The 22315-nt window shown below is 63.9% G+C and carries 24 protein-coding genes; 11 read left to right on the top strand and 13 right to left on the bottom strand.

The window, feature by feature from the left end:
• Nucleotides 1-44: 44 nt before the first annotated feature.
• Together MJ601_RS10560 and MJ601_RS10555 are read right to left on the bottom strand one after the other, a co-directional pair.
• Entirely contained in the window at nucleotides 45-797 is a 753-nt protein-coding gene (locus tag MJ601_RS10560; RefSeq protein WP_242126093.1) for a hypothetical protein, read from the bottom strand.
• Between the two features lie 297 nt (nucleotides 798-1094).
• Nucleotides 1095-1910 carry an HpcH/HpaI aldolase/citrate lyase family protein gene (locus MJ601_RS10555; RefSeq protein WP_242126091.1) on the bottom strand — a complete coding sequence of 272 codons (816 nt, stop codon included), beginning with the start codon at nucleotides 1908-1910 and terminating at the stop codon, nucleotides 1095-1097.
• Between the two features lie 78 nt (nucleotides 1911-1988).
• On the opposite strand from MJ601_RS10555, the gene MJ601_RS10550 reads away from it, so the two are divergent.
• Together MJ601_RS10550 and MJ601_RS10545 are read left to right on the top strand one after the other, a co-directional pair.
• On the top strand, nucleotides 1989-3002 hold the full coding sequence (locus tag MJ601_RS10550) for an SPFH domain-containing protein (protein ID WP_242126089.1): 1014 nt from the start codon (nucleotides 1989-1991) through the stop codon (nucleotides 3000-3002).
• Entirely contained in the window at nucleotides 3002-3445 is a 444-nt protein-coding gene (locus MJ601_RS10545) for an NfeD family protein (RefSeq protein ID WP_242126087.1), read from the top strand. Before MJ601_RS10550 ends, MJ601_RS10545 begins: the two co-directional genes overlap by 1 nt.
• A gap of 56 nt (nucleotides 3446-3501) precedes the next feature.
• On the opposite strand, the gene MJ601_RS10540 is transcribed toward MJ601_RS10545, so the two are convergent.
• From MJ601_RS10540 to MJ601_RS10530, 3 genes are all read right to left on the bottom strand, one after another.
• Entirely contained in the window at nucleotides 3502-4317 is an 816-nt protein-coding gene (locus MJ601_RS10540; protein ID WP_242126085.1) for a ferredoxin--NADP reductase, read from the bottom strand.
• A gap of 514 nt (nucleotides 4318-4831) precedes the next feature.
• A complete protein-coding gene (locus MJ601_RS10535; RefSeq protein ID WP_348635572.1) occupies nucleotides 4832-5149 on the bottom strand; it encodes a hypothetical protein in 318 nt (105 codons plus the stop codon).
• A gap of 117 nt (nucleotides 5150-5266) precedes the next feature.
• Nucleotides 5267-6862 (bottom strand): phosphoenolpyruvate carboxykinase, encoded by a 1596-nt coding sequence (locus MJ601_RS10530; protein WP_242126082.1) that lies wholly within the window; start codon nucleotides 6860-6862, stop codon nucleotides 5267-5269.
• A 330-nt stretch (nucleotides 6863-7192) separates the two neighbouring features.
• Between MJ601_RS10530 and MJ601_RS10525 the strand changes: the two genes are divergently transcribed.
• From MJ601_RS10525 to MJ601_RS10485, 9 genes are all read left to right on the top strand, one after another.
• Nucleotides 7193-7900 (top strand): response regulator transcription factor, encoded by a 708-nt coding sequence (locus MJ601_RS10525; protein ID WP_242126080.1) that lies wholly within the window; start codon nucleotides 7193-7195, stop codon nucleotides 7898-7900.
• Nucleotides 7866-9461, top strand: coding sequence for a stimulus-sensing domain-containing protein (locus MJ601_RS10520; protein ID WP_242126078.1), 1596 nt, complete (start codon nucleotides 7866-7868; stop codon nucleotides 9459-9461). Before MJ601_RS10525 ends, MJ601_RS10520 begins: the two co-directional genes overlap by 35 nt.
• Nucleotides 9462-9570: 109 nt before the next feature.
• The gene (locus tag MJ601_RS10515) at nucleotides 9571-10020 is read left to right on the top strand and encodes an HPr kinase/phosphorylase (RefSeq protein ID WP_242126076.1); all 450 of its coding nucleotides are present in this window, start codon (nucleotides 9571-9573) and stop codon (nucleotides 10018-10020) included.
• Complete coding sequence (rapZ, locus tag MJ601_RS10510) at nucleotides 10017-10955, top strand: RNase adapter RapZ (protein ID WP_242126073.1); 939 nt, start codon at nucleotides 10017-10019, stop codon at nucleotides 10953-10955. The genes MJ601_RS10515 and rapZ overlap by 4 nt, the downstream gene beginning before the upstream one ends.
• 25 nt (nucleotides 10956-10980) lie before the next feature.
• Nucleotides 10981-11385, top strand: coding sequence for a PTS sugar transporter subunit IIA (locus MJ601_RS10505; protein WP_192665690.1), 405 nt, complete (start codon nucleotides 10981-10983; stop codon nucleotides 11383-11385).
• Entirely contained in the window at nucleotides 11382-11654 is a 273-nt protein-coding gene (locus tag MJ601_RS10500) for an HPr family phosphocarrier protein (RefSeq protein ID WP_242126071.1), read from the top strand. The genes MJ601_RS10505 and MJ601_RS10500 overlap by 4 nt, the downstream gene beginning before the upstream one ends.
• 114 nt (nucleotides 11655-11768) lie before the next feature.
• On the top strand, nucleotides 11769-12764 hold the full coding sequence (locus MJ601_RS10495; protein WP_242126069.1) for a sensor domain-containing diguanylate cyclase: 996 nt from the start codon (nucleotides 11769-11771) through the stop codon (nucleotides 12762-12764).
• A gap of 80 nt (nucleotides 12765-12844) precedes the next feature.
• On the top strand, nucleotides 12845-13642 hold the full coding sequence (locus MJ601_RS10490) for a TrmH family RNA methyltransferase (RefSeq protein WP_242126067.1): 798 nt from the start codon (nucleotides 12845-12847) through the stop codon (nucleotides 13640-13642).
• Nucleotides 13639-14946, top strand: coding sequence for an MFS transporter (locus tag MJ601_RS10485; protein ID WP_242126065.1), 1308 nt, complete (start codon nucleotides 13639-13641; stop codon nucleotides 14944-14946). The genes MJ601_RS10490 and MJ601_RS10485 overlap by 4 nt, the downstream gene beginning before the upstream one ends.
• Here MJ601_RS10485 and MJ601_RS10480 read toward each other — a convergent pair.
• The 8 genes from MJ601_RS10480 to ffh form a co-directional block, all read right to left on the bottom strand.
• Nucleotides 14918-15454 carry a GNAT family N-acetyltransferase gene (locus tag MJ601_RS10480; RefSeq protein WP_242126063.1) on the bottom strand — a complete coding sequence of 179 codons (537 nt, stop codon included), beginning with the start codon at nucleotides 15452-15454 and terminating at the stop codon, nucleotides 14918-14920. The two genes, MJ601_RS10485 and MJ601_RS10480, sit on opposite strands and share 29 nt — an antisense overlap.
• Nucleotides 15455-15541: 87 nt before the next feature.
• On the bottom strand, nucleotides 15542-18016 hold the full coding sequence (locus MJ601_RS10475; RefSeq protein WP_242126062.1) for a TonB-dependent receptor plug domain-containing protein: 2475 nt from the start codon (nucleotides 18014-18016) through the stop codon (nucleotides 15542-15544).
• 440 nt (nucleotides 18017-18456) lie between these two features.
• Nucleotides 18457-18825 (bottom strand): 50S ribosomal protein L19, encoded by a 369-nt coding sequence (rplS, locus tag MJ601_RS10470; RefSeq protein ID WP_176591676.1) that lies wholly within the window; start codon nucleotides 18823-18825, stop codon nucleotides 18457-18459.
• Nucleotides 18822-19568 carry a tRNA (guanosine(37)-N1)-methyltransferase TrmD gene (gene trmD, locus MJ601_RS10465; RefSeq protein WP_242126060.1) on the bottom strand — a complete coding sequence of 249 codons (747 nt, stop codon included), beginning with the start codon at nucleotides 19566-19568 and terminating at the stop codon, nucleotides 18822-18824. The genes rplS and trmD overlap by 4 nt, the downstream gene beginning before the upstream one ends.
• A complete protein-coding gene (locus MJ601_RS10460) occupies nucleotides 19565-19837 on the bottom strand; it encodes a hypothetical protein (RefSeq protein WP_242126058.1) in 273 nt (90 codons plus the stop codon). The genes trmD and MJ601_RS10460 overlap by 4 nt, the downstream gene beginning before the upstream one ends.
• 15 nt (nucleotides 19838-19852) lie before the next feature.
• Nucleotides 19853-20332, bottom strand: coding sequence for a ribosome maturation factor RimM (gene rimM, locus MJ601_RS10455; RefSeq protein WP_242126056.1), 480 nt, complete (start codon nucleotides 20330-20332; stop codon nucleotides 19853-19855).
• Between the two features lie 5 nt (nucleotides 20333-20337).
• Complete coding sequence (gene rpsP / locus MJ601_RS10450; RefSeq protein WP_242126054.1) at nucleotides 20338-20784, bottom strand: 30S ribosomal protein S16; 447 nt, start codon at nucleotides 20782-20784, stop codon at nucleotides 20338-20340.
• A 45-nt stretch (nucleotides 20785-20829) separates the two neighbouring features.
• Nucleotides 20830-22311, bottom strand: coding sequence for a signal recognition particle protein (gene ffh / locus MJ601_RS10445; RefSeq protein WP_242126052.1), 1482 nt, complete (start codon nucleotides 22309-22311; stop codon nucleotides 20830-20832).
• Nucleotides 22312-22315: the final 4 nt, after the last annotated feature.

The following is a 22315-nucleotide window of genomic DNA, read 5'->3' as shown; positions in this document are numbered from 1 at the left end:
GCGCTCCCCTTGGGCGCGGCGCTCTTCGGGCGGGACTATCGGCTTCAACTCACCGGCTCGGCGTCCACTACCAGGGTCGGCTTGACGGCCGCCGCTCCGTCGGCGGGCGCAACCGGCTGCGCCTTGAGCGATGCGGCAGCCGATTGCAGCGCGACAGCCGCCGCCTCCAGCGCCGCAGCGGCCGATTGCGGCGTCACCGGGGCGGCGGCAGCGGCGGCGGGCGCCGAAGGAGCCGCCTGGGCCACGGCGACCGGCGCCGCGGCAGGCGGATCGGCAACGACCGCCGGGACCGGGGCGGCGGTGACCGCCGCTGCGGCAGGGGCCTCGCACAGATCACCGACGCCCGCAGGTCTTTCCGAAAAATTCCGCGCCAGAACGGGAATGTCGGCCTCGCTCGCGCTGACCGCCAGGGTCAGCAGCGTGTCGGCCATCTGGCAAAAGCCCGCCGACTGCATGCCGGTGGAATGGCTGTTGGCCAGCTTCGTCACAAAGTCATTATAGGCATCCTGCCCGCCGGATATGCCGTTCTCGCGCATGAAATGCAGCTTCAGCGCATTGTTATATTTATCGAGCTGCCCCGTCTTTTCGTAGAATTTGTCGTATTTTCCCGTGATTTCGCTGTTGGCCGCCCGGCATTTCAGGGACCCCAGCATCAGCATGACCTGTAAATCCCTGACCCGCGCCGCCTCTATTTCATAGGATTGCCAGCACCGCGCCTCCCCCGCCGCCGCAACCCCGCCGAAAAAGAGCGCGCCAAAACAGCAGGCGGCACTCGCCGCCATCCGCAACCTGGACATGATGGACCTCGCAGACTCACCCAAGACCCCGCTCAGCAAATATTAACATTTTGCCACGAAATTGCCATTTTTATTCGCTTGACAGTTGCAAAATTGCCGCACCCGAAACGATGGCGGAAAGACGTGCCTGCCGGTCGGGAATCCCGAACTTTTCGCTGTCCTACACTCCGGCAGCAGCGCTATGACGCTGGCGGTTCTTTGACAGGTCAATCGGAAACCGGCCGGAAAAACCCGACCGTCACGCACCCCCTGTCGAGTCACCCCTCATCGTGTCACCTATGTCACCCAAGGGCGGCTTCATTCCCCGGCGGCTTCCGCCCGCGCGATCAGCGCCTTTGCCTCCTCGACATGCATGCTCTCGATCATCCGCCCCTCGAAACGCTCCGCGCCGCCGGTCGCCGCCTCTATCAGCCGCCGCGCATCCGCCACCGCCTGCGCATCGGGACCGAAGACCTGATTGGCGACGGGCACCTGGCTCGGATGGATCAGCGTCTTGCCGTCGAAACCCAGGACATGCCCCGCCGCGCATTCCGCCTCGAACCCCGCCTCGTCGTCCAGCCGGTTGAACACGCCGTCGAACACCGCGATCCGGGCCGCGCGTGCCGCCAATATGACCGCCTGGAGCGAGAAGGACAGCCCGTCCCGCCCGGCTGCAGGCGGGATCCCCAGATCCTGCCGCAGATCGTTATTGCCCATGAACAGCCCGGCACAGCCCTCCCCCGCGGCGATCGCCTGCGCCGCCGTCACGCCCACGGCGCTTTCGATCATGGCGATCACCGGCTTCTGGCAGACGCTGAACACATCCTTCACCTGCTTGGGATTTTCGACCTTGGGCAGCACGACGTAATCGGCGGCGGACGCCTTGAGCGCCACCATTTCCCGGCCATGGGTGGGCGCGCCCTCGACATTGATGCGCACCGCCGACAGCCGCCGTCCGAAACCCTCCGCAACGGCCTCGACCGCGCCGGCCAGCGCCTCCTCCTTGCGGTCGGCGGGCACGGCATCCTCCAGGTCCAGGATCACCATGTCGCAGGGCAGGGTCCGCGCCTTGGCGATCGCGCGCGGGTTCGAGGCCGGCAGGAACAGCAGCGAACGGGCATGGCGCAACAACATGATGAAACTCCTCTCTCTTTCGCTTTTCCCGTTAATGATTTCCCGGCATAGTCCAAGGGAATTCGGGGAGGGAAGCTGATGCTCACGACATTCGCACTGACGGTCACGATGCTGGTGCTGTTCTATCTGGCGGTAAGCGTCAAGGTGGTCCGCCAGGGCTATCAATATACGATCGAGCGGTTCGGCCGCTTCACCGAAGTCGCCCGCCCCGGCCTCAATTTCTACCCCGCCTTCTTCTACGCGGTGGGCCGCAGGATCAACATGATGGAACAGGTGGTCGACATACCGGGGCAGGAGATCATCACCAAGGACAATGCCATGGTGTCGGTCGATGGCGTGGTGTTCTTCCAGGTGCTGGACGCGGCCAAGGCGGCCTATGAGGTGTCGGAACTCTATGTCGCGATCATGCAGCTCGCCACCACCAACCTGCGCACGGTGATGGGGTCGATGGACCTCGACGAAACCCTGTCGAAGCGCGACGAGATCAATGCCCGCCTGCTCTCCGTGGTCGATCACGCCACCAACGCCTGGGGCATCAAGATCACCCGCGTCGAGTTGAAGGACATCCGCCCGCCCGCCGATATCGTCAACGCCATGGGCCGCCAGATGAAGGCCGAGCGTGAGAAGCGCGCCCTGATCCTGGAATCGGAAGGGCTGCGCGCATCGGAAATCCTGAAGGCCGAAGGGCAGAAGCAAAGCCAGATATTGGAGGCGGAGGGCCGCCGCGAGGCCGCCTTCCGCGACGCCGAGGCCCGCGAGCGTGAGGCCGAAGCCGAAGCCAAGGCGACCCAGATGGTGTCGGAAGCCATCGCATCGGGCAATGCCCAGGCGATCAACTATTTCGTCGCCCAGAAATATGTCGAGGCCGTAAGCCAGTTCGCCACCTCGCCCAATGCCAAGACCATCCTCTTCCCGGTCGAGGCCACCCAACTGATCGGCACGTTGGGAGGTATCGGCGCGCTGGCGAAAGACGCGCTGGGCGGCGAGACGCCCCCGGCGCCGCCCGCCCCGCCCCGGCGCGGACCTTTCGGGCAGGCATCGTCAGGCCAGGGATCGTCCGGATCGGGATCGTCCGGATCGGGACAGGGCTGATGGCCTGGCTTGCCCTGCTGGACGATCATTGGGGCTGGCTGGTCTTCGCGGCACTGCTCAGCATGGCCGAGGTGCTGATGCCGGGGGTCTTCCTGATCTGGGTTGCGCTGGCGGCGGCGGTGACGGGGCTTGTCGCCCTGGTCCTGCCGATCTCGCTGCCGCTGCAATTGCTGCTGTTTGCCTTTCTCTGCCTGGTCTCGGTCTGGGGCGGCCGCCGCTGGTACACATCCCATCCCGTGGACTCGCAGGACCCGCTGCTCAACGACCGCACCGCTCGGCTGGTGGGCGAGATCGTTACTGTCGTCGAACCGATCGACAATGGTCGCGGCCGTGTGAAGGTAGGCGACAGCGTCTGGTCCTGCCGCGGCCCTGACGCTCCGGCTGGCACACGGGTCCGGGTGACCGGCGCGGAAGCCTCGGTCCTGACGGTCGAGCTCGCCTGAAAGCAGAAAGGGCCGGCGTCGCCGCCAGCCCTTTTTTCTCATCGTTCGGAAAATGATCAGCCGACGAAGGCGCGCTCGATCACATAGGCACCGGGCGCCGCATTGGAACCTTCGGCAAAGCCCTGCTCCTCGAAATAGGCGCCGAACTGCTTGATCATCTCCATGCTGCCGCACATCATGATCCGGTCGGTTTCCGGGTTGAACCTCCGTTCGCCAGGAATGCCGTCGAACAGCGCGCCCGTTTCCATCAGCTTGTCGATCCGCACATTGTTGCGGAACGGCTCACGCGTGACGGTCGGCACATAGTGAAACTGCGCCGCCGCCTGCTCCGACACCAGCGGGTCGTCCGCCAGCTTGCCCGACAGCTCATCATGGAAGGCCAGGTCGCTGACCCGGCGAACCGAATGGACGATGACGACCTGCTCGTAAAATTCGTATACGTCCGGATCGCGCGCCAGGCTGAGGAAAGGCGCCAGGCCCGTGCCCGTCGAGAGCATGAACAGCCGCTTGCCCGGCAGCAGCGCATCGGTGACGAGCGTGCCGGTCGGTTTGCGGCCGAGATAAATCTGGTCGCCCGGCTGGATCAGCTGGAGCCTGGAGGTCAGCGGGCCGTCCTGCACCTTGATCGACAGGAACTCCAGTTCCTCGTCCCAGGCGGGGCTGGCCACCGAATAGGCGCGCAGCAGCGGCTTGCCATTGTCCCCCTGCAAGCCAATCATGACGAACTCGCCCGAACGGAAGCGGAAGCTCGCCGGCCGCGTGATCCGGAAGCTGAACAGATGCTCGTTCCAATGCCTCACGGACAGCACGGTTTCCACAGAGAGCGCACCGGTCGGTTCCAGCACCGGCTTTTCGATCGTCACGTCGTTCAAAACCTTTTCCCCTGCCAAATCCAGGACGACCGGCGCTCCAACGAACGTCAGTTGCGTGGGCTTCGCAATAAGCATGCAGCGCGAATGCCCCTTGGGACGCGCGAAGGCAAGGCGAAAAAAACTTGTCTGTGCGAAAGCTGACGATCAGCCGTCCCGTTCAAGCCCGCGGGCAAATGCGCGCAGCACGCCGGGCCGGGACACAACAGGGCAGGTCAGCGAGACGCGCCACCGCCAGGGCGCTGCCATGCGGGCATGGCCCCTCCCGCAATCCTTCCATCCTCAAAAAATGCTCCTGCGCCTGCACGTTGCCGCCCCACAAGGCTGCAACGACCGCTCCATTCCGCAGCATGTTCCCGACCATGGCGATGTCCCCTTGCCCCCGAGCACCCATAGGCTCGATCCCGCAACAGCGCCATAATCAATTACCCAACGAAAGACATACCCCAAGATCGGTATAAAGGACCGATCAACAACAGGTAAGCAAAAGCCGTTGTTCAAACGCGATAAGCGATGCCTAACCGAACAGACCCTTGGCCAGACTGCCCAATTCATTGAGCGGATTACCGTCGCCATCGCGATCGAACAGCCCACCAATCTTCGACAGGATTGCTTCGGGTCCACCAAAATGCGCAAAAAGCTCCTGCAATTTGTCGGCCGACACGCCATGTTCGGCCGCCGTCGTCGCCAAGGCCGCGACATCCGTCTCGCCCGATGCGATCTTGCCGCCGATTTCACTCATCAATGCTTGCATCTGGTCGGGCTGAAGGCCGATCTTCGCCGCAACCGCCTCCAGACCACCCATATTGCCCAGAATATCGTCAAACATAGCCATGACACGGATCCCGCTGAAATTTACCCCAGCATAGCATCCTGTCACGCCGGCCGAAAGAAAAAGAGGCCGGGGAAACATGCCCCCGGCCTCCCGATCCCGACCGAAATGATCTTGCCGTCAGGCAGCCGTCAGTGCCGCGTCGCGCACCGATTCATCGACATGATCCACAAATTGGGCGAAATTGTCGACGAACTGCTTCACCAGACCGGCGGCGGTATCGTCATAGGCAGCCTTGTCGGCCCAGGTCGCCCGCGGATCGAGAATGGTCGAATCCACGCCCGGCACCGCGACCGGCACCTGGAAGCCGAAATTGGGGTCGACGCGGAATTCGACATTGTTGAGGCTGCCGTCGAGCGCGGCATTGAGCAGCGCGCGCGTGACCTTGATCGGCATGCGATTGCCGACGCCATATTTGCCGCCGGTCCAGCCGGTGTTGACCAGCCAGCAGGTCACGCCGCCCTTGTTGATCCGCTCCTTCAGCAGATTGCCGTAGACCGATGGGTGACGCGGCATGAAGGGCGCGCCAAAGCAGGTCGAGAAGGTCGCCGAAGGCTCCGTCACGCCGATCTCGGTGCCCGCGACGCGCGCCGTATAGCCCGACAGGAAGTGATACATGGCCTGGTCCGGCGTCAGTCGCGCGATCGGCGGCAGCACGCCATAGGCATCCGCTGTCAGGAAGATGATGTTCTTGGGCACCGGCCCCAGATTCTTTTCCGACGCGTTCGGGATGAAATCGATCGGGTAGGAGCCGCGACTGTTCTCGGCCAGGCTGTTGTCGTCCAGGTCGATCTCACGGGTTTCCTCGTCGATCACGACATTTTCCAGCACCGTGCCGAAGCGCTTGGTGGTGGCGAATATCTCCGGCTCGGCCTCGGCCGACAGGTTGATCATCTTGGCATAGCAGCCGCCCTCGAAATTGAAGACGGCGGTATCCGACCAGCCATGCTCGTCATCGCCGATCAGCGTGCGGCTGGCGTCGGCCGACAAAGTGGTCTTGCCAGTGCCCGACAGGCCGAAGAAGACGGCGGTGTCGCCGTTAGGGCCGATATTGGCGGAGCAGTGCATCGGCATCACGCCATGCGTCGGCAGCAGATAGTTGAGGATGCCGAAGACCGACTTCTTCATCTCGCCGGCATAGCGGGTGCCGCCGATCAGAATCAGCTTTTCGGTGAAGTTGACCGCGATCACCGTCTCGCTGCGGCTGCCGTGGCGGGCCGGATCGGCCTTGAAGGTCGGCAGGTCGATGATGGTATATTCCGGCGCGAAGTCCGGCAGTTCCTCGGCCGCCGGGCGGACCAGCAGGGTACGGATGAAGAGATTGTGCCAGGCCAGTTCGTTGATCACGCGCACCTTCACGCGATGCTCCGGCTGCGAGCCGCCGAACAGGTCGGCGACGTAGAGCTTGTCCTTCTGCCCCAGCGCGGCGAAGAAGTCCGCCTTGAGCGCCGCGAAATGTTCGGGCGTCATGGGCACGTTGGTCTTGCCCCACCAGACGGTGGATTCGGTTTCCGCATCCTTGACGATGAACTTGTCGCTGGCGCTGCGGCCGGTATGCTTGCCGGTCTTGACAACCAGCGGGCCGTCCTTCGCCAAAATGCCTTCGCCATTGGCGAGCGCGGCTTCGACCAGGGGCGCGGTGCCCAGATTCCAATATTGAACAGCCTGAGTAGAAATGCCCTGCTGATCCAGGGTGAAAGAGGATTTGGCCTGCACGCCTTTGCTCCTGAATATCATTATGTCCGGCCGCCATCTTATCATGTTTACGGCCGGTCCGCCTCTGGGCGCCGCGGGCTTCAAGCCGCGTGCCGCCGTTTGCTGCAGACACAAGGGCAATAAGCGTTTGCTGATGATGCGTCAAATCCCGGCAAACGGCCCCATGGCTGCATTTATCCCGAATTCCCACGGCTACACCGCATAACCCGCCTCATTCAGCCTTCCTTGCGACGGCAGGCGGCATCGTCTAACGCTTGGGTCTCACAGGCCGCATTTGGCTGACGGACGGTTCTGGCAGAGGCTTCTGGCCGGACGATTTTGGGACAAGGCATGACCGCAACCATCGCTCTGGTGGACGACGACAAGAATATCCTGACCTCTGTATCCATCGCGTTGCAGACTGAGGGATTCCTGACGCGCCTCTATTCCGACCCGGAGGCCGCGCTGAAGGCATTGGTCGAAAATCCCGCCGATCTGGCGGTATTCGACATCAAGATGCCGCAAATGGACGGGCTGGAACTGTTGCGGCGGCTGCGTGAGAAAAGCCAGATGCCCGTCATCTTCCTGACCTCCAAGGCGGATGAACTGGACGAGGCGCTGGGTCTCGCCATGGGCGCGGACGACTATATCTCGAAGCCCTTTTCCCAGCGGCTGCTGATCGCGCGCATCCGGGCCATCCTGCGCCGCGCCGAGTTCAGCCGCACCGACAGCCTGCCCGATGAGCCGGTTGCCGAACCGATCGTCCGCGGCCGCCTGGAAATGGACCCTGCGCGCCACCGGGTGAAATGGAATGGCCGCGACGTCACGCTGACGGTGACCGAATTCCTGATTCTGGAAACGCTCGCCACCCGCCCCGGCGTGGTCAAGAACCGCAACCAGTTGATGGATGCCGCCTATCAGGATGACGTCTATGTCGACGACCGCACCATCGACAGCCACATCAAGCGCCTTCGCCGCAAGTTCCGCGAAGTCGACTCCGAATTCAACGCGATCGATACACTCTATGGCGCCGGATACCGTTTCTCCGAAGAGGTCTGACGGGAGCATGGGGAGGAACTGGTCCGGCCGGATCAGCCTGACCCCGCGCATCCTGGCGGTAAATGTGTTCGCGCTGGCGCTGCTGGCGGGCGGCTTCTTCTATCTCGACAGCTATCGCACCCGCATCGTCGACGATCGGCTCTACCAGTCGGCGCGCGAACTGAAGCTGCTTGCCATCGCCCTGGAAAACGCCCCGGCGGATCGGCAGAATGACCTGATCGCCGCCTATGCGCGACAGACCGAAGACCGGGTCCGCCGCTATGATGCCGACGGGCGCCTCATCGCGGACAGCTTCACAATGAACGCGCCGCGCTATCGCCTGCGTCTGCCGGAGGAGGAAGAATGGCAACGCCATGTCGCCCGCTTCCTCGACAAGGCGATCGACCGTATCGTTTCCGCCGACCGGCCGCCCAATTTCGAGGAGCCGGCGATCGACCGGGCGCAGGCCTGGCCGGAACTCGTCATGGTCCGCAAGACCGGACAGACGCAGGCGCTCAATCGCTATGCGCCCGATCGCACCTTCATGATCTCCGCCGCCGTGGGCCTGAAGGACGGGACCAGCCTGCTCGCCACGGAAAATGCCCGCGACATCACCCGCACCGTCCGGGCCGAGCGGTTCCGCCTGGGCATGGTGCTCGCGGCGGCGGTACTGGCCTCGGTGCTGCTGTCGCTGTTCCTCGCGCGTACCATCGTTCGGCCGCTCCAGCGCCTCGCCCGCGCGGCGGTCCGTGTGCGCCTCGGCCGGGCCCGCGAAGTCACCGTGCCGCGCCTGCCCGACAGGCGCGATGAAATCGGCATGCTGGCCCGCGCCCTGTCCGACATGAGCCATGCGCTTCGCCAGCGGATCGACGCCACCGACGCCTTCGCCGCCGATGTCAGCCATGAACTCAAAAACCCCATCGCCTCGCTCCGGTCCGCGCTCGATGCGCTTGACCGCGTCGACAAACCGGAGCTTCGCGCCCAGCTCATGGCGATCGCGCAGGATGATGTGCGGCGGCTCGACCGGCTGGTGACCGACATCGCGGAAGCCTCTCGCATCGACGCCCAGCTTTCCCGCACCCGCTTCGAGCCGATCGACCTCGGCCTGCTGATCGAGAAGATGGTCGTCGCCCGCGAGGCGCGGGGCGTGCCGCGCGGCGTGCGGCTGGCCTTCGCCCGGCCGCGCAAGAATGTCGCGGTGGTTCTGGGCGAGGAACAGCGGATCATCCGGGTGCTCGACAACCTTATCGACAATGCGGTGTCCTTCTCCCCCGATGGCGGGCTGGTCCAGATCGTCGCCACCGTCGCCCATAATGAAGTCATGGTCAGCGTCGAGGACGAGGGGCCGGGCGTCCCTCGGGCCGAACGCGAGCATGTCTTCCGCCGTTTCCACAGCGTCCGCCCGGAAAATGAAGCGTTCGGCAAACATTCGGGCCTGGGCCTCGCCATCGCGCGCTCCATCGTGGAGGGCCATCAGGGCAAGATCAGCATCGCCGACCGGGAAAATGCGCAGCGCGGCGCCTGCTTCATCCTGCGCCTGCCGATGGCGGTGGAACGGGACCCGGGCATGGTGTCAGAATGATGCTTGCCGTCCCTTCGCGCACGGTGCTCTGAATTGGGACTCTTCCCTCTCAATTCGATTTTCTCCAGCGCCAACAAGAGCTAATATGGCGGCAAAGCGATAAGGCGATATGGCGTCGACACCCTCTTCCGAAACCCTGCATGCGACGAGCGTGGCGATCGACGGCCGCGCCGTGCTGCTTTGCGGCGCGAGCGGCATGGGCAAGTCCGACCTGGCGCTGCGGCTGATCGACCGTGGCGCCGTGCTGGTGAGCGACGATTACACCCGCGTGCTGGAGATTGAAGGCCGCCTGTTTGCGCGCGCGCCGGACAGGATCGTCGGCATGATGGAAGTGCGCGGCCTGGGCCTGATCGACGTCCCCCATGCCGACAATGCGCCGGTCGCGCTGGCCGTCGACCTCAGCGATGCCGTCGAGCGCATGCCGCTGGATACCGCGATGCGGGCGATTGCCGGGATCGATGTGCCGGTGGTCCGGCTCGCGCCGTTCGAGGCTTCCGCGCCGATCAAGGTCGAACTGGCGGTCAGGAATATGGGCCTCAAGAGCATGGGGCCGTCGTGAACCCCGATTCGCCGAAGACCATCCTGCTCGTTTCCGGCCTGTCGGGCGCTGGCAAGACCACCGCGCTCAAGACGTTGGAGGATATGGGCTGGGAGGTGGTGGACAATCTGCCGCTGGTGCTGCTCGATCGGCTGCTGGGCACTCCGCTTCCGCACGGCCATGACGAAGGGGACGACCGTCCGCTGGCGCTCGGCATCGATGCGCGAACGCGCGGTTTCGACGCAGGGGCCATCGTCCAGCGCATCAAGGCGCTGCGGACCCGCTATGGCCATGATGTCGAGACACTGTTCCTGGACTGTTCGGGCGCGGAGCTGGAACGCCGCTTTGCCGAGACACGCCGCCGCCACCCGCTGGCCGCCGACCGCCCCGCCGCCGATGGCATCGCCCGCGAGCGCGAACTGATCGAGCCGCTGCGCCGCTGGGCCAGCCAGGTGATCGACACCAGCAGTCTCAGCAGCAATGCGTTGCAGCAGGAAATCCGCAACCGCTTCGCGCGGGAGGGGTTTTCCGACCCGGTCCTGACCATCCTGTCCTTCGGTTACTCGCGCGGGGTTCCGCTCAACGCCGATCTGATGTTCGACATGCGCTTCCTGCGCAATCCGCATTGGGAGGAGGCGCTGCGGCCCAAGACCGGGCTCGATCCCGATGTCGCTGCCTATATCATGGACGATCCCGCCTACGAGGAGGCGTTGCAACGGATCGAGCAACTGCTGGCGCTGCTGCTGCCCCGTTATGCGGAAGGCGGAAAAAGCTATATTACCGTCGCGTTCGGCTGCACCGGCGGGCGGCACCGTTCGGTCCATGTCGCCGAACGTGTCGCGAGATACTTGCAAGACGCGGGCTTTTCGCCCACGGTCTCGCACCGCAATATGGAATCAGCGCCCCAGGATGCCCTGGAGAAGCGCAGACCGGGAGGCCCGAAAGCAATATCATGAAAAACAGGTGGGCCACGCAAGCAAGATGATAGGACTGGTACTCGTCACCCACGGGGCGCTGGCGACGGAATTCGTCGTCGCGATGGAGCATGTCGTCGGTCCGCAGCAGCAGATCGAGACCATCTGCATTGGCCCGGAGGATGATATGGAGATGCGCCGTGCCGACATTGCCGGTGCGGTCGAGCGCGTCAATGACGGGTCCGGCGTGATCCTGCTGACCGATCTGTTCGGCGGCACCCCGTCCAACCTTGCCATTTCGCTGCTGAAGGCCGGCGAGATCGAAGTGATCGCGGGCATCAACCTGCCCATGCTGATCCGCCTGGAAAGCGCGCGCAAGGTCATGGACGTGCGGCAGGCCGTTGCCGCGGCGCGGGAAGCGGGGCAGAAATATATCAGCGTTGCGTCGGAACTGTTGGGTAGCACTACATGAGCGAAGTCAGCCAGGAAGTCAGGATCAGCAACAGGCGCGGCCTGCACGCTCGCGCGAGCGCCAAATTCGTGACCCTAGCCAGCGGCCTTCCCGCCCAGATCACCGTGCGCAAGGATGGCAGCGAAGTCACCGGGACGTCGATCATGGGCCTGATGATGCTGGGCGCAGCGATGGGGGATTCCATCACGATCAGCGCCACCGGCCCGGAAGCCGTTGATTCGCTGGGCAAGCTGGTCACGCTGGTCGAGGACAAGTTCGGCGAGGAATGAGGCATGATGCCTTTGCCAAAACTTTGTTAAATATCCCCGAGCGATTATCAGAGGATAAGAAAGAGAGTCGCGGGACGCAGTAGTGACTGCGCCACCAATTGAGGTGCCTTGGCAATGCCCGATCCCAAGCTCATGGACGAACCGGCGCGCATGGCCGCGCTGCATCGCTACGAAATTCTGGACACACCGCGAGAACCCTCTTTCGATCGCATCACCGACCTGGTCCGCAGCATATTGGGCGTGCCGATTTCAGCCGTTTCCCTGGTGGATACGGGCCGGCAATGGTTCAAGGCGATATCCGGGCTGGATAGCGGGCAAACGCCGCGCGACATTGCCTTTTGCGACCATACCATCCGCGATCGTGCCCCGATGGTCGTCACCGACGCACTGGAGGATGCGCGCTTTTGCGACAATCCGCTCGTCACCGGCGATCCCAATATCCGCAGCTATGCCGGCATCCCGCTGGAGACGCCGGACGGCTATAATATCGGCTCGCTCTGCGCAATCGACACGGTGCCGCGCCAGTTCGACCCCGGCCAGATCGCCATCCTCCGCAATCTGGCGGCGCTGGTGGTCGAGCAGTTGGAATTGCGCCGGATCGCGGAGCGCGACCATCTGACAGGCGCGCTTACCCGCCGCGCTTTCCTCCATGAACTGAACCGCGCCATCGCCCTGTTCGATCGCCATCAGCGGCCCGCCAGCCTGCTTCTGTTCGACATCGATCATTTCAAGCGGATCAACGATACGCACGGTCATCCCGCCGGCGATCAGGTGATCCGGGGCATCGCCCAGCTTTGCGCCGGCTTGCAGCGGCCCAGCGATTCGCTCGGTAGGCTGGGCGGGGAGGAATTCGGCATCCTGCTGCCTGAAACCGGAGAGGAAGACGCCACCAAGGCAGCCCAGCGCTTCTGCGATGCGATCGCCGCGACGGACATGCCCGGCTCACCTTCGCTGCGCGTCACCGCAAGCTTCGGCGTGGCAGAACTGCGCGGCGAATGGCCGACGGAGAATAGCTGGCTGGCAGTGACGGACATGGCGCTCTACGAGGCCAAACGCTCCGGCCGCAACCGCATCGCCGTCGCCCGGCGGGACTCCTCCCACGCAACGTGACTCCGACCCCCTACCCTTTTTTGCGATCCCCCTATAGAGAAGCCGCTTCGGCGGACATTCAAAAGGTTTGAGACAGGATCGTGGCACGCGAAATCACCGGATTTTCAAACCCGCTGGTGAAGCGCGTCCGTTCCCTGCGCGAAAAGAAGTTCCGCAAGGCCGAAGGCCTCTTCCTGGCAGAAGGGCTGCGCATCCTCACCGAGGCGCGCGAGGAAGGCGTATTGCCGGAAATGCTGTTCCATGCCGGGTCGACGCATCCCTTGGCCGCAGACCTGATCGCGGCGATGGAGGCGGCAGGCGGCGACATCATCGAAACCACGCCCGACATTCTCTCCAAGATCAGCGGCAAGGATAATCCGCAGGCGGTGGTAGGCGTCTATCGCGACCGGTTGACTCCCCTGGCGAAGCTCGACCGGAGCAAGGCCGACATCTGGATCGTCGCCCAGTCGCTGCGCGATCCGGGAAATCTGGGCACCATCCTGCGCACCGGCGACGCCGTGGGCGCGGGCGGGCTGATCCTGATCGACGATTGCGTCGATCCTTTTTCCGTCGAATCGGTGCGCGCCAGCATGGGGGCGCTCTTCACCCAATCCATCACCCAGGCGCGCTGGGGCGAGTTCATGCACTGGCTGCGGCAGGGACCAGGCGAACTGATCGGCACCAGCCTCAAGGCGACCCACGACTATCAGGAGCCGCGCTATCGAAACCCCAGCTTCCTGCTGGTCGGCAATGAGGCGCAGGGTCTGCCCGAGAGCTATGAAGCCGAATGCGACCTGCTGGTGAAGATGCCGATGCTGGGCAAGGCGGACAGCCTGAACGCGGCGGTCGCCTGCGCGGTGATGGCCTATGAATTGCTGAATCAGAAGCGGGCGAAATGAACATGGCGGGGGGCGAGCAGGGGATGGAGGGAAGCGGTATCGGCGCGATGTTGCGCCACAAACGGGTTCTGGCGGCGAGCCTGATCGGCACCGCGGTCGAATTTTACGATTTCTATATCTATGCGACCGCCGCCAGCCTGATCTTCCCCTCGCTCTTCTTCCCGGCCTCCTCACCCACGGCGCAGCTGATGGCCTCCTATGGCAGTCTCGCCCTCGCCTTCTTTGCCCGGCCGGTCGGCGCGGCGGTTTTCGGCCATTATGGCGACCGCATCGGCCGCAAAGCGACATTGGTCGCCTCACTGATGCTGATGGGCGGCTGCACACTGGCGATCGGCTTCCTGCCCACCTATCAGATGATCGGCTGGTGGGCGCCGCTGATCCTCTGCGTGCTGCGCTTTGGTCAGGGCTTTGGCCTGGGCGGCGAATGGGGCGGCGCGGCGTTGCTTGCGGTGGAGAACGCCCCTCCGGGCTGGCGGGCGCGCTTCGGCATGTTCCCGCAACTGGGCGCGCCAGTCGGCTTCATCGCGGCCAATGGACTGTTTTTGCTGCTCGGCATATTCCTCAGCGACCAGGATTTCTTCGCCTGGGGCTGGCGCCTGCCTTTTCTCGGCAGCGCGGTGCTGGTGATCCTCGGCCTCTGGATACGCCTCAAGCTCACCGAAACGCCGGAATTCGCTGCAGCCAGGGCCGAGGCACCACCCCCCGCCGTGCCGCTGGCGACCCTGTTCCGCAGCCATTTGGGGGCAGCCATTGCCGGCACCTTTGCCTGCGCGGCCTGTTTCGCGGTCTATTATATCGCGACCGCCTTCGCGCTCGGCTACGGCACGACCACGCTCAAGATCGACCGCGAAACCTTCCTGGCCATCCAGCTCGGCGCGATCCTGTTCATGGCCGCCAGCATCATCATCGCGGGCTGGTGGTCGGACAGGAGCAGCCCGACCCGGGTGCTGGTCGCGGGCTGCATCGGCACGGCGCTGATGGGTATGATCTTCGGCCCTGCCATCGGCACCGGACAGTTGCTGCCCATCTTCCTGATCCTCAGCCTGGCGCTGTTCCTGATGGGCTTCGTCTATGGGCCGCTCGGCGCCTATCTGCCGCATCTCTTTCCGGTGCAGCTACGCTATACCGGCGCCTCCTTCGCCTTCAATCTGGGTGGGATCATCGGCGGCGCGCTGGCGCCGATCGTCGCGACCTGGCTGATCGGCATGCAGGGCGTGGCACTGGTCGGCCTCTACATGTCGGCGGCGGCAGCGATCAGCCTGGGCGGCCTCTGGTTCACCAGCCGGAATCAGGGCCGCCAATAGCCTTGCGCATCAGGATCAGCGGCACGCCGCTATCCTCGAACGGCCGCACGTCGACAAAGCCGAAGCTGCGATAGAGCGGCACGCCCGCCATCGTCGCAGACAATTCCAGCGCGGAAAACCCCTCCGCCCGCGCCGCCCGTTCGCACAGCGACAGGATCAGCGTGCCCACGCCCTTCCGCACATGATCGGGATGGGTGTACATGGCGCGCACCTTCGCCGCCTCGGTCGCGGGATCGAGCAGCCGGTCGTCCCGCCCGGCGCTGTGATTGCCGCCATAAGCCGTCGCACGGCGGCTCCACCCGCCGCATCCGGCAATCTCGCCACCATCCTCGATCACGAAATAGGTGCCGTCGGCGATCAGGCGGCTGTCGAGCCCCATGAAGCCGTGGCTCGCCCGCACCTGACCGGGCGTCAGGAAGTCGGACTGGAGGCGGTCGATGGCCAATGTCATGACGGCGGAAAGCGCAGCTTCATCCGCCAGCGTGGCAAGTCTGTCATTCAGCGGCATAGCCGGTCCTTGTCGCGGCGGCGCCGTCAGGTCCAATAAAAAGAAGCGGCCGCCGGTCCCGAAGGTCCGGCGGCCGCTTCAGGCCCGTCAGAAATTGAAATTGATGCGGGCGTAATAATAGCCGCCATTGATGCCATAGGGGGTGAAGGACAGCGGGGCGTCCAGAACGCGGGCGCCGTCGATCGGCATATCGCTCGAATCATTGGGCATGACCGGCGCCTTCTTGTTGAACAGATTGTTCGCGCCCACGCTGAGCTTGATCGCCTTGCTCAGATCATAGCCGACTTCCAGATCGGTAACCGCCGCAGCGGGAACCTTGACCGTCGGGTTGGTCGTGCCGAAAATCACGACCTCGGACGATTTGCCGTAGATCGTCTCACGCAGGTTGACGCTCAGACCGCCCATGGTGAAGAGCGCGCCGCCGATGATCTTATATTTGGGCGAGGCATTTTCGAGGGTGGAACGGGCGTCCTCTGCATAAAGGCTTTCATCGATCCGCAATCTGGTGATCTTGGTCGCATTATAGTTGGCCGACAGCGACCAGAGGATGGAGCCGCTGCCCACCGGGGTGGGGTAGCTGGCCGTCACGTCGACGCCACGGGTGCGGGTGTCGGCGCCGTTGGTGAACAGGTTGATGCCCGCATCGCCGTTTTGAAGGACATAGGGATCGAGCACATTGCCATGCGCGGCGATCGCATCCAGCACGGCCTGGTTGGTGACCACACCGCCAGCCAGACCCTGGATCGATCCGGTTCCGACGATCCGGTTCTTCACCTTCACCTGATAGGCATCAATGGTGATGTTCAGCTTGGGAACCGGACGGATGACCACGCCAAGGCTGAAATTCTGCGACGTCTCAGGCTTCAGATCCTGATAGCCCAGCAGTTTCGCAGCGGCGGAGTTGGGGGGCAACTGCACATAGGCGGTGGTCGGCCCGACATTGGTCGAGGAATAATATTCCTCCAGCAGCGACGGCGCACGGAAACCCGTGCTGACCGTGCCGCGCACCGCAAACTGTTCGGACAAATCGAGGCGGCTCGTCACCTTCCACGTCCATTTGGTGCCGAAATCGCTATAATCCTCATAGCGGACGGCGCCGTCGAGCTTCCACATCTCGACCGGGTTCATCGCAACGTCGAGATAGGCCGCCTTGTTGTTCCGCTTGTGCTTGCCCGCGTCGGTCGCCAGGAAGCCGGGATAGGACTGGCCACCCTCGAAATAGGTGGACGCAAAGTCGCCCTTGCCGATCTGGAACCTATTCTCACGATATTCGCCACCGAAGGCGATATTGACCGGCTTGGCCATGCCCAGATCGACTTCCTTGGCGATGTCGATATTGCTGGTCCATTCCGACGCCTTCAGGAAGCCGTCATAGAAGTTGGACGGGGTGGAACCGGTGTCGATGAACAGCGAACGGTTGGCCGAGTCCAGCGTGTAGAGCTTGGCATAATCCTGGCCATAGGTCGTGCTGATGTCCCAGCGGAAACCGGCGGTTTCGCCCTTGATCCCGCCTGTGTTGGAGAAATCGTCCTCCTTGATCGCCTCGCGCGGGTTGAAGCCGGTGGTGCTGTAGAGAATCTGCTCACCCGCGACACCCAGAACCGGGGACCGCGAGACGCGCCAGGGCTGGCGGTAATTTTCGTAGGCGCTGGCATCGCGGCGGCCATAGCTGCCGAAGGCATAGAGTTCCACGCCGCCGAAATCATGACCGGCATTATAGACAATGGTGGTGAGTTCCGATCGCGCGTCGCCGACGATCCGGTTGGTATAGGGCGCGCCCGGCAGGCCGACCGCCGCCATCGCCTGATGCGCGGCTGAAATATCGGTACGGATCGATCCGTCACGATTGTAGATGCCGCGGTCCACGCCGCCCCTCTGCGAGAAATCGTGGAAGCGGTGGAACATGGTGAAATCGAGATAGCTGTCCGGCCCGACATCGGGCGCGAAGGTCACGCTGCCCGAATAGGTTTCGCCGTCGCCCTTATAATATTGCCCGGCGGTCAGGTTGCCGGAGATCGAACCCTTGTCCTCCTTGAGGATGATGTTGATGACGCCCGCGATCGCGTCGGAGCCATATTGGGCCGCCGCGCCGTCCTCCAGCACTTCGATCCGGCCGATCGCACCGGGCGGGATCAGGTCGAGGTCGGGCGAGGCTGCGCCCTGATAGGGTCCGCTCAACACATGCAGGTTGGAGGTGCCGTGACGCCGTTTGCCGTTGACCAGCACCAGCGCATGGTTGGGGCTGAGGCCACGAAGGCGTGCCGCCAGCGTCAGGTTCGCGGTATCGCCGCCAAAGGCCTCCGCCGTGAAGGAGGGAACGAGCTGCGTCAGCACCTGGTTGAGGTTGGGCTGCCCGACCTTGGTGAGCGCTTCGCTGTCCAGAACCTTGATCGGAGCGGCGCTTTCGGCCGCCGTGACGCCCGTTGCGCGCGTACCGGTAACGATGATCGCCGCGCCTTCGTCCGTGCCGGAAACCTGCGGATCGCTCTGGGCCAGAACCGGCGCTGCAGAAGACAGCGCGATCGCCATGGCGGCGCGAGAAACAAAACCCGTATAATTCATGAAACAGCCCCTTTGATATTATTATGAAGAGGCCTCTCCATTGGTCTTTTCTGTTTTTGCTACCCCTGCTTCAGCATTGCCCGCATACGGCCCGACATTCACCAGAACCCGACAGTTTGGCGTTGGCAATATTGAGCAATCTCTGGAAACGGAACGCTGACATAAAACCGCCATATGCGAAATGAAATTTCTGCTGCGGCGCAAAATCATAAAGCGCGAGAGAAGCGGAACGGAACGGTATGAATGACTAATTTATTGATAATCAAAGAAAAAGGCGGCACCCCCAAGGGGTACCGCCTGTATCCTTTTTGCAACTGTCAAGGACAGCGTGCGGAACTTAGAGCATGATCCGATCAAGCTGAATCGGATCATGCTCCATTTGTCCCTGGTTTTCCGCATTTTCCAAGCCAGCAGGTGATGCCACCTGCTTCGAAAATGCTCTAGTCCTCGCTGCGCACCTCGCGACGCTCGGCGATGCGAGCGCGCTTGCCGGTGCGGCCGCGCAGATAATAGAGCTTCGCACGACGCACGACGCCGCGACGGACCACGGTGATCGAATCGATGTTCGGCGAATAGAGCGGGAAGACGCGCTCCACGCCCTCACCGAAGCTGATCTTGCGCACGGTGAAGTTGCTGCCCATGCCCTTGTTCGAGCGGGCGATGCAGACGCCTTCATAATTCTGGACGCGGCTGCGGTCGCCTTCGACGACCTTCACGCCGACGCGCAGCGTGTCACCCGGACGGAAATCCGGAATATCCTTGGCGAGGGCCGCGATGTTTTCGGCCTCGATCTGCTGGATCAAGTTCATAACTTAGGTCCTGTCTCTTCGCGTTGCGCACCAGAGGGCGACTGGTCCCGAACGCCGATATGACGTTCCCAAAGGTCCGGCCGCCTTAGCCGTGTATCATCCTCCGCCCTTTGTTTCCGCCAGGCGGCGATCTTCGCATGATCCCCCGATCGCAACACTTCAGGGATCGTGCGCCCTTCCCATTCAACGGGCCGGGTATAGTGCGGATATTCGAGAAGGCCGCTTTCGAAGCTCTCTTCATCCCCACTGGAAGCGGCGCCCATTACCCCAGGAAGCAGGCGGATGCAAGCGTCCAGCAGCATCAGCGCGCCCATCTCTCCGCCGGAGAGGATGATGTCGCCCATGCTGATCTGCTCGACCGGGCGGGCCTCGAAAATGCGCTCGTCAAAGCCCTCGAACCGGCCGCACAAGATGGTCGCGCCGGGACCGGCGGCAAGCTGACGGACGCGCGCCTGCGTGATCGGTGCGCCGCGCGGCGTCATGGCGATGACGGGCAGATCGGGTGCCTTTTCCTGCGCATGGTCGATGGCCCTGGCCAATATGTCGGCGCGCAGCACCATGCCCGCGCCACCGCCGGCGGGCGTATCGTCCACCGTGCGATGCCTGTCCGTGGCGAAATCGCGAATGTGGATCGGGTCGCAGGTCCACTTTCCCTCCGCCAGCGCCCGCCCGGCCAGCGACGCGCCCAGCGGTCCTGGAAGCATCTCAGGGTAAAGCGTCAGTATCTGCGCGTGGAAGCTCACGCCTTGCGCGCCCTGAGCCACGCTCCAGCCATGCCGCCCAACAGCGACACCCCGCCCCCCAGCATCAGAGCGATGCCGATGGCCCGCAACAGGTCCGCAAAGGGACGGTCAGGCTGCATCAGCGCAGGCAACAGGAACAGCATCGGAATGGGAATGACCAACGCCACCGCCGCACTGATCTTCAACATGCGCGACCAGGACATGGCGAACAGCCGCCAGCCAGCGGCGACCATCAGCAGCAGATAGAGGGCGACGAGAAGATGAAACATGCGCGCGACCCGCCGTCAGACCGCGAAGGCGGCTTCGATGACCACCCGCTCATCCGCGATGGTCACGGCATGGATCGGCGCCATGAAGCGCTTGCCCATCGGCCGCTCGACCTCGATGATATCGCCCGCGCCGAAATTCTCGACCGCGACGACATTCCCCAGCCCCTCGCCCTCGCTGGAGAAGCAGGGCAGGCCGATCAGGTCGGCATGATAATATTCACCCTCGCCCAGCGCGGGCAAGGCGGAGCGCGGCACGGTCAATTCGGTCCCGCGCAAGGCTTCGGCGGCGCTGCGGTCGCCGATCTCGGCGAAGCGCGCGACGGCGCCATTGGGACCGGGGCGCACCGACCGCAGCGTCAGCGCGCGCCCCGCCGCGTCGAAGCCCTTGTAGGATTTGAGCGTTTCCACGCCCTCGCCGAAGAGCTTCAGACGGACTTCGCCCGTCACCCCATGCGCGCCGATGATGACGGCGAGAGTGACGGGCCTGTCGGTCAAGACAATCAGCCTTCGGCCGATTCTTCGGCAACAGCTTCTTCAGCCGGGGCTTCGGCCGGAGCGGCGGCGGCTTCAGCGGCGGCAGCCTTGGCGGCTTCGGCAGCTTCAGCGGCTTCCGCAGCCTTGGCAGCGCGGTCTTCGGCGCGATCCTTGGCCTTCTGGCCCGGCTCTGCCTTCTTCGGGTTGTTGCGGGCGGCGCGTTCCTTCACGCCAGCGGCGTCGAGGAAGCGGGCGACGCGGTCGGTCGGCTGCGCGCCGGCGGAAACCCAGTGCTTCGCGCGCTCGACGTCGATCACGACGCGCTTCTCGTCGCCCTTGGGCAGGACGGGGTTGTAGCTGCCGATACGCTCAATGAACTTGCCGTCACGCGGGGCGCGGCTGTCAGCCACGACGATGCGGTAATAGGGGCGCTTCTTGGAGCCGCCGCGCGACAGACGGATGGAGGTTGCCATGTAAGTAACTTGCCTTTCTACTCTGATCTGATCCGTTGAATTCGCTTATTTCTTCATGAAATTCTGAAAGCCGGGGGGCAGGTTGGGCATATTGCCGCCCAGACCGCCAAGCCCGCCCAGGCCACCAAGGTCCGGCGCACCGCCGGAACCTCCCGGCCCACCGGCGCCGCCCAGGCCGCCCATCCCTCCACCGCCAAACATCTTGGCCAGCCCTTTCAGGCCGCCCATCTTGCGGATCTTCTTCATCGCCGTTTCCATCTCCTGATGCATTTTCAGGAGCTTGTTGACGTCCTGCACCGTGCGGCCGGAACCCTTGGCGATGCGGATCTTGCGCTTGGCGTTGATGAGGGCGGGTTTCTCCCGCTCCTTGGGGGTCATCGACCCGATCATTGCGTCGAGATGGATCAGCGTCTTATCATTGGCGCCGCTCGCCGCCATCGCCGCCTGCGCCTTTTTGAGGCCCGGCAGCATGCCTGCCAGCGCGCCAAGCCCGCCCATGCGGCGCATCTGGTTCAACTGGGCACGCAGGTCGTTCATGTCGAACTGACCCTTGGCCATTTTCTTGGCGAGCTTGTCGGCTTCCTCGGCGTCGATCGTCTCGGCCGCCTTTTCGACCAGCGACACGACATCGCCCATGCCCAGGATGCGCTGCGCCACGCGGGCGGGATGGAAAGGCTCGATCGCGTCGAGCTTTTCGCCGGTGCCCGCAAATTTGATCGGGCGGCCGGTGACCGCGCGCATCGAAAGCGCCGCGCCGCCACGGGCATCGCCGTCCATGCGGGTCAGCACCACACCGGTCAGCGGCACCTGCTGGGTGAAGCTGGTCGCGACATTCACCGCGTCCTGCCCGGTCAGCGAATCGACCACCAGCAGGATTTCCGCCGGGTTGGAGACTTCGGCCACCGCCTTCATCTCTTCCATCAGCGCCTGGTCGACATGCAGGCGCCCGGCGGTGTCAAGCATCACCACGTCGAAGCCCTGGAGCTTCGCCGCCTGCAAGGCACGCTTCGCGATGTCGACAGGCTGCTGGCCGGGCACGATCGGCAGGGTCGCCACGTCGGTCTGGGTGCCCAGCACCGCCAGCTGCTCCTGCGCGGCGGGGCGCTGGACGTCGAGCGACGCCATCAGCACCTTCTTGCGCTCTTTTTCCTTGAGGCGCTTGGCGATCTTGGCGGTGGAGGTGGTCTTGCCGGAGCCCTGCAGGCCGACCATCATGATGACGGCGGGCGGGGTGACGTCGATCAGCAGGTCGCTGGTTTCGGCGCCCAGCGTTTCGGTGAGCGTGTCCGAGACGATCTTGACGACCATCTGGCCCGGCGTGACCGAGCGTAGCACGTCGCTGCCGACCGCGCGCTCGGTCGCCTGTTCGACGAACTGGCGGACGACGGGAAGGGCGACGTCGGCTTCGAGCAGCGCGATTCGCACCTCGCGCATCGCGGCGCGGACATCGTCCTCCGTCAGCGCACCGCGCCCACGCAGCTTGTCGAATACCCCACCGAGACGATCGCTTAGCGAATCGAACATCATCACC

Origin of the sequence: Sphingobium trunci, assembly GCF_022664535.1 — a bacterium.
GTDB lineage: Bacteria > Pseudomonadota > Alphaproteobacteria > Sphingomonadales > Sphingomonadaceae > Sphingobium.
The sequence above is the reverse complement of the archived record's forward strand: the minus strand, read 5'-3'. Positions and strand labels throughout refer to the sequence as shown.

Coding starts and splice junctions, on each gene's coding strand:
- MJ601_RS10495 (WP_242126069.1), top strand. CDS start 11,769: ATGCCCGATCCCAAGCTCATGGACGAACCGGCGCGCATGGCCGCGCTG.
- MJ601_RS10550 (WP_242126089.1), top strand. CDS start 1,989: ATGCTCACGACATTCGCACTGACGGTCACGATGCTGGTGCTGTTCTAT.
- MJ601_RS10535 (WP_348635572.1), bottom strand. CDS start 5,149: ATGGCTATGTTTGACGATATTCTGGGCAATATGGGTGGTCTGGAGGCG.
- MJ601_RS10545 (WP_242126087.1), top strand. CDS start 3,002: ATGGCCTGGCTTGCCCTGCTGGACGATCATTGGGGCTGGCTGGTCTTC.
- MJ601_RS10475 (WP_242126062.1), bottom strand. CDS start 18,016: ATGAATTATACGGGTTTTGTTTCTCGCGCCGCCATGGCGATCGCGCTG.
- MJ601_RS10515 (WP_242126076.1), top strand. CDS start 9,571: ATGGCGTCGACACCCTCTTCCGAAACCCTGCATGCGACGAGCGTGGCG.
- MJ601_RS10525 (WP_242126080.1), top strand. CDS start 7,193: ATGACCGCAACCATCGCTCTGGTGGACGACGACAAGAATATCCTGACC.
- MJ601_RS10560 (WP_242126093.1), bottom strand. CDS start 797: ATGTCCAGGTTGCGGATGGCGGCGAGTGCCGCCTGCTGTTTTGGCGCG.
- ffh (WP_242126052.1), bottom strand. CDS start 22,311: ATGATGTTCGATTCGCTAAGCGATCGTCTCGGTGGGGTATTCGACAAG.
- MJ601_RS10480 (WP_242126063.1), bottom strand. CDS start 15,454: ATGCCGCTGAATGACAGACTTGCCACGCTGGCGGATGAAGCTGCGCTT.
- MJ601_RS10555 (WP_242126091.1), bottom strand. CDS start 1,910: ATGTTGTTGCGCCATGCCCGTTCGCTGCTGTTCCTGCCGGCCTCGAAC.
- MJ601_RS10485 (WP_242126065.1), top strand. CDS start 13,639: ATGAACATGGCGGGGGGCGAGCAGGGGATGGAGGGAAGCGGTATCGGC.
- rpsP (WP_242126054.1), bottom strand. CDS start 20,784: ATGGCAACCTCCATCCGTCTGTCGCGCGGCGGCTCCAAGAAGCGCCCC.
- MJ601_RS10520 (WP_242126078.1), top strand. CDS start 7,866: ATGGCGCCGGATACCGTTTCTCCGAAGAGGTCTGACGGGAGCATGGGG.
- MJ601_RS10505 (WP_192665690.1), top strand. CDS start 10,981: ATGATAGGACTGGTACTCGTCACCCACGGGGCGCTGGCGACGGAATTC.
- MJ601_RS10500 (WP_242126071.1), top strand. CDS start 11,382: ATGAGCGAAGTCAGCCAGGAAGTCAGGATCAGCAACAGGCGCGGCCTG.
- MJ601_RS10460 (WP_242126058.1), bottom strand. CDS start 19,837: ATGTTTCATCTTCTCGTCGCCCTCTATCTGCTGCTGATGGTCGCCGCT.
- rplS (WP_176591676.1), bottom strand. CDS start 18,825: ATGAACTTGATCCAGCAGATCGAGGCCGAAAACATCGCGGCCCTCGCC.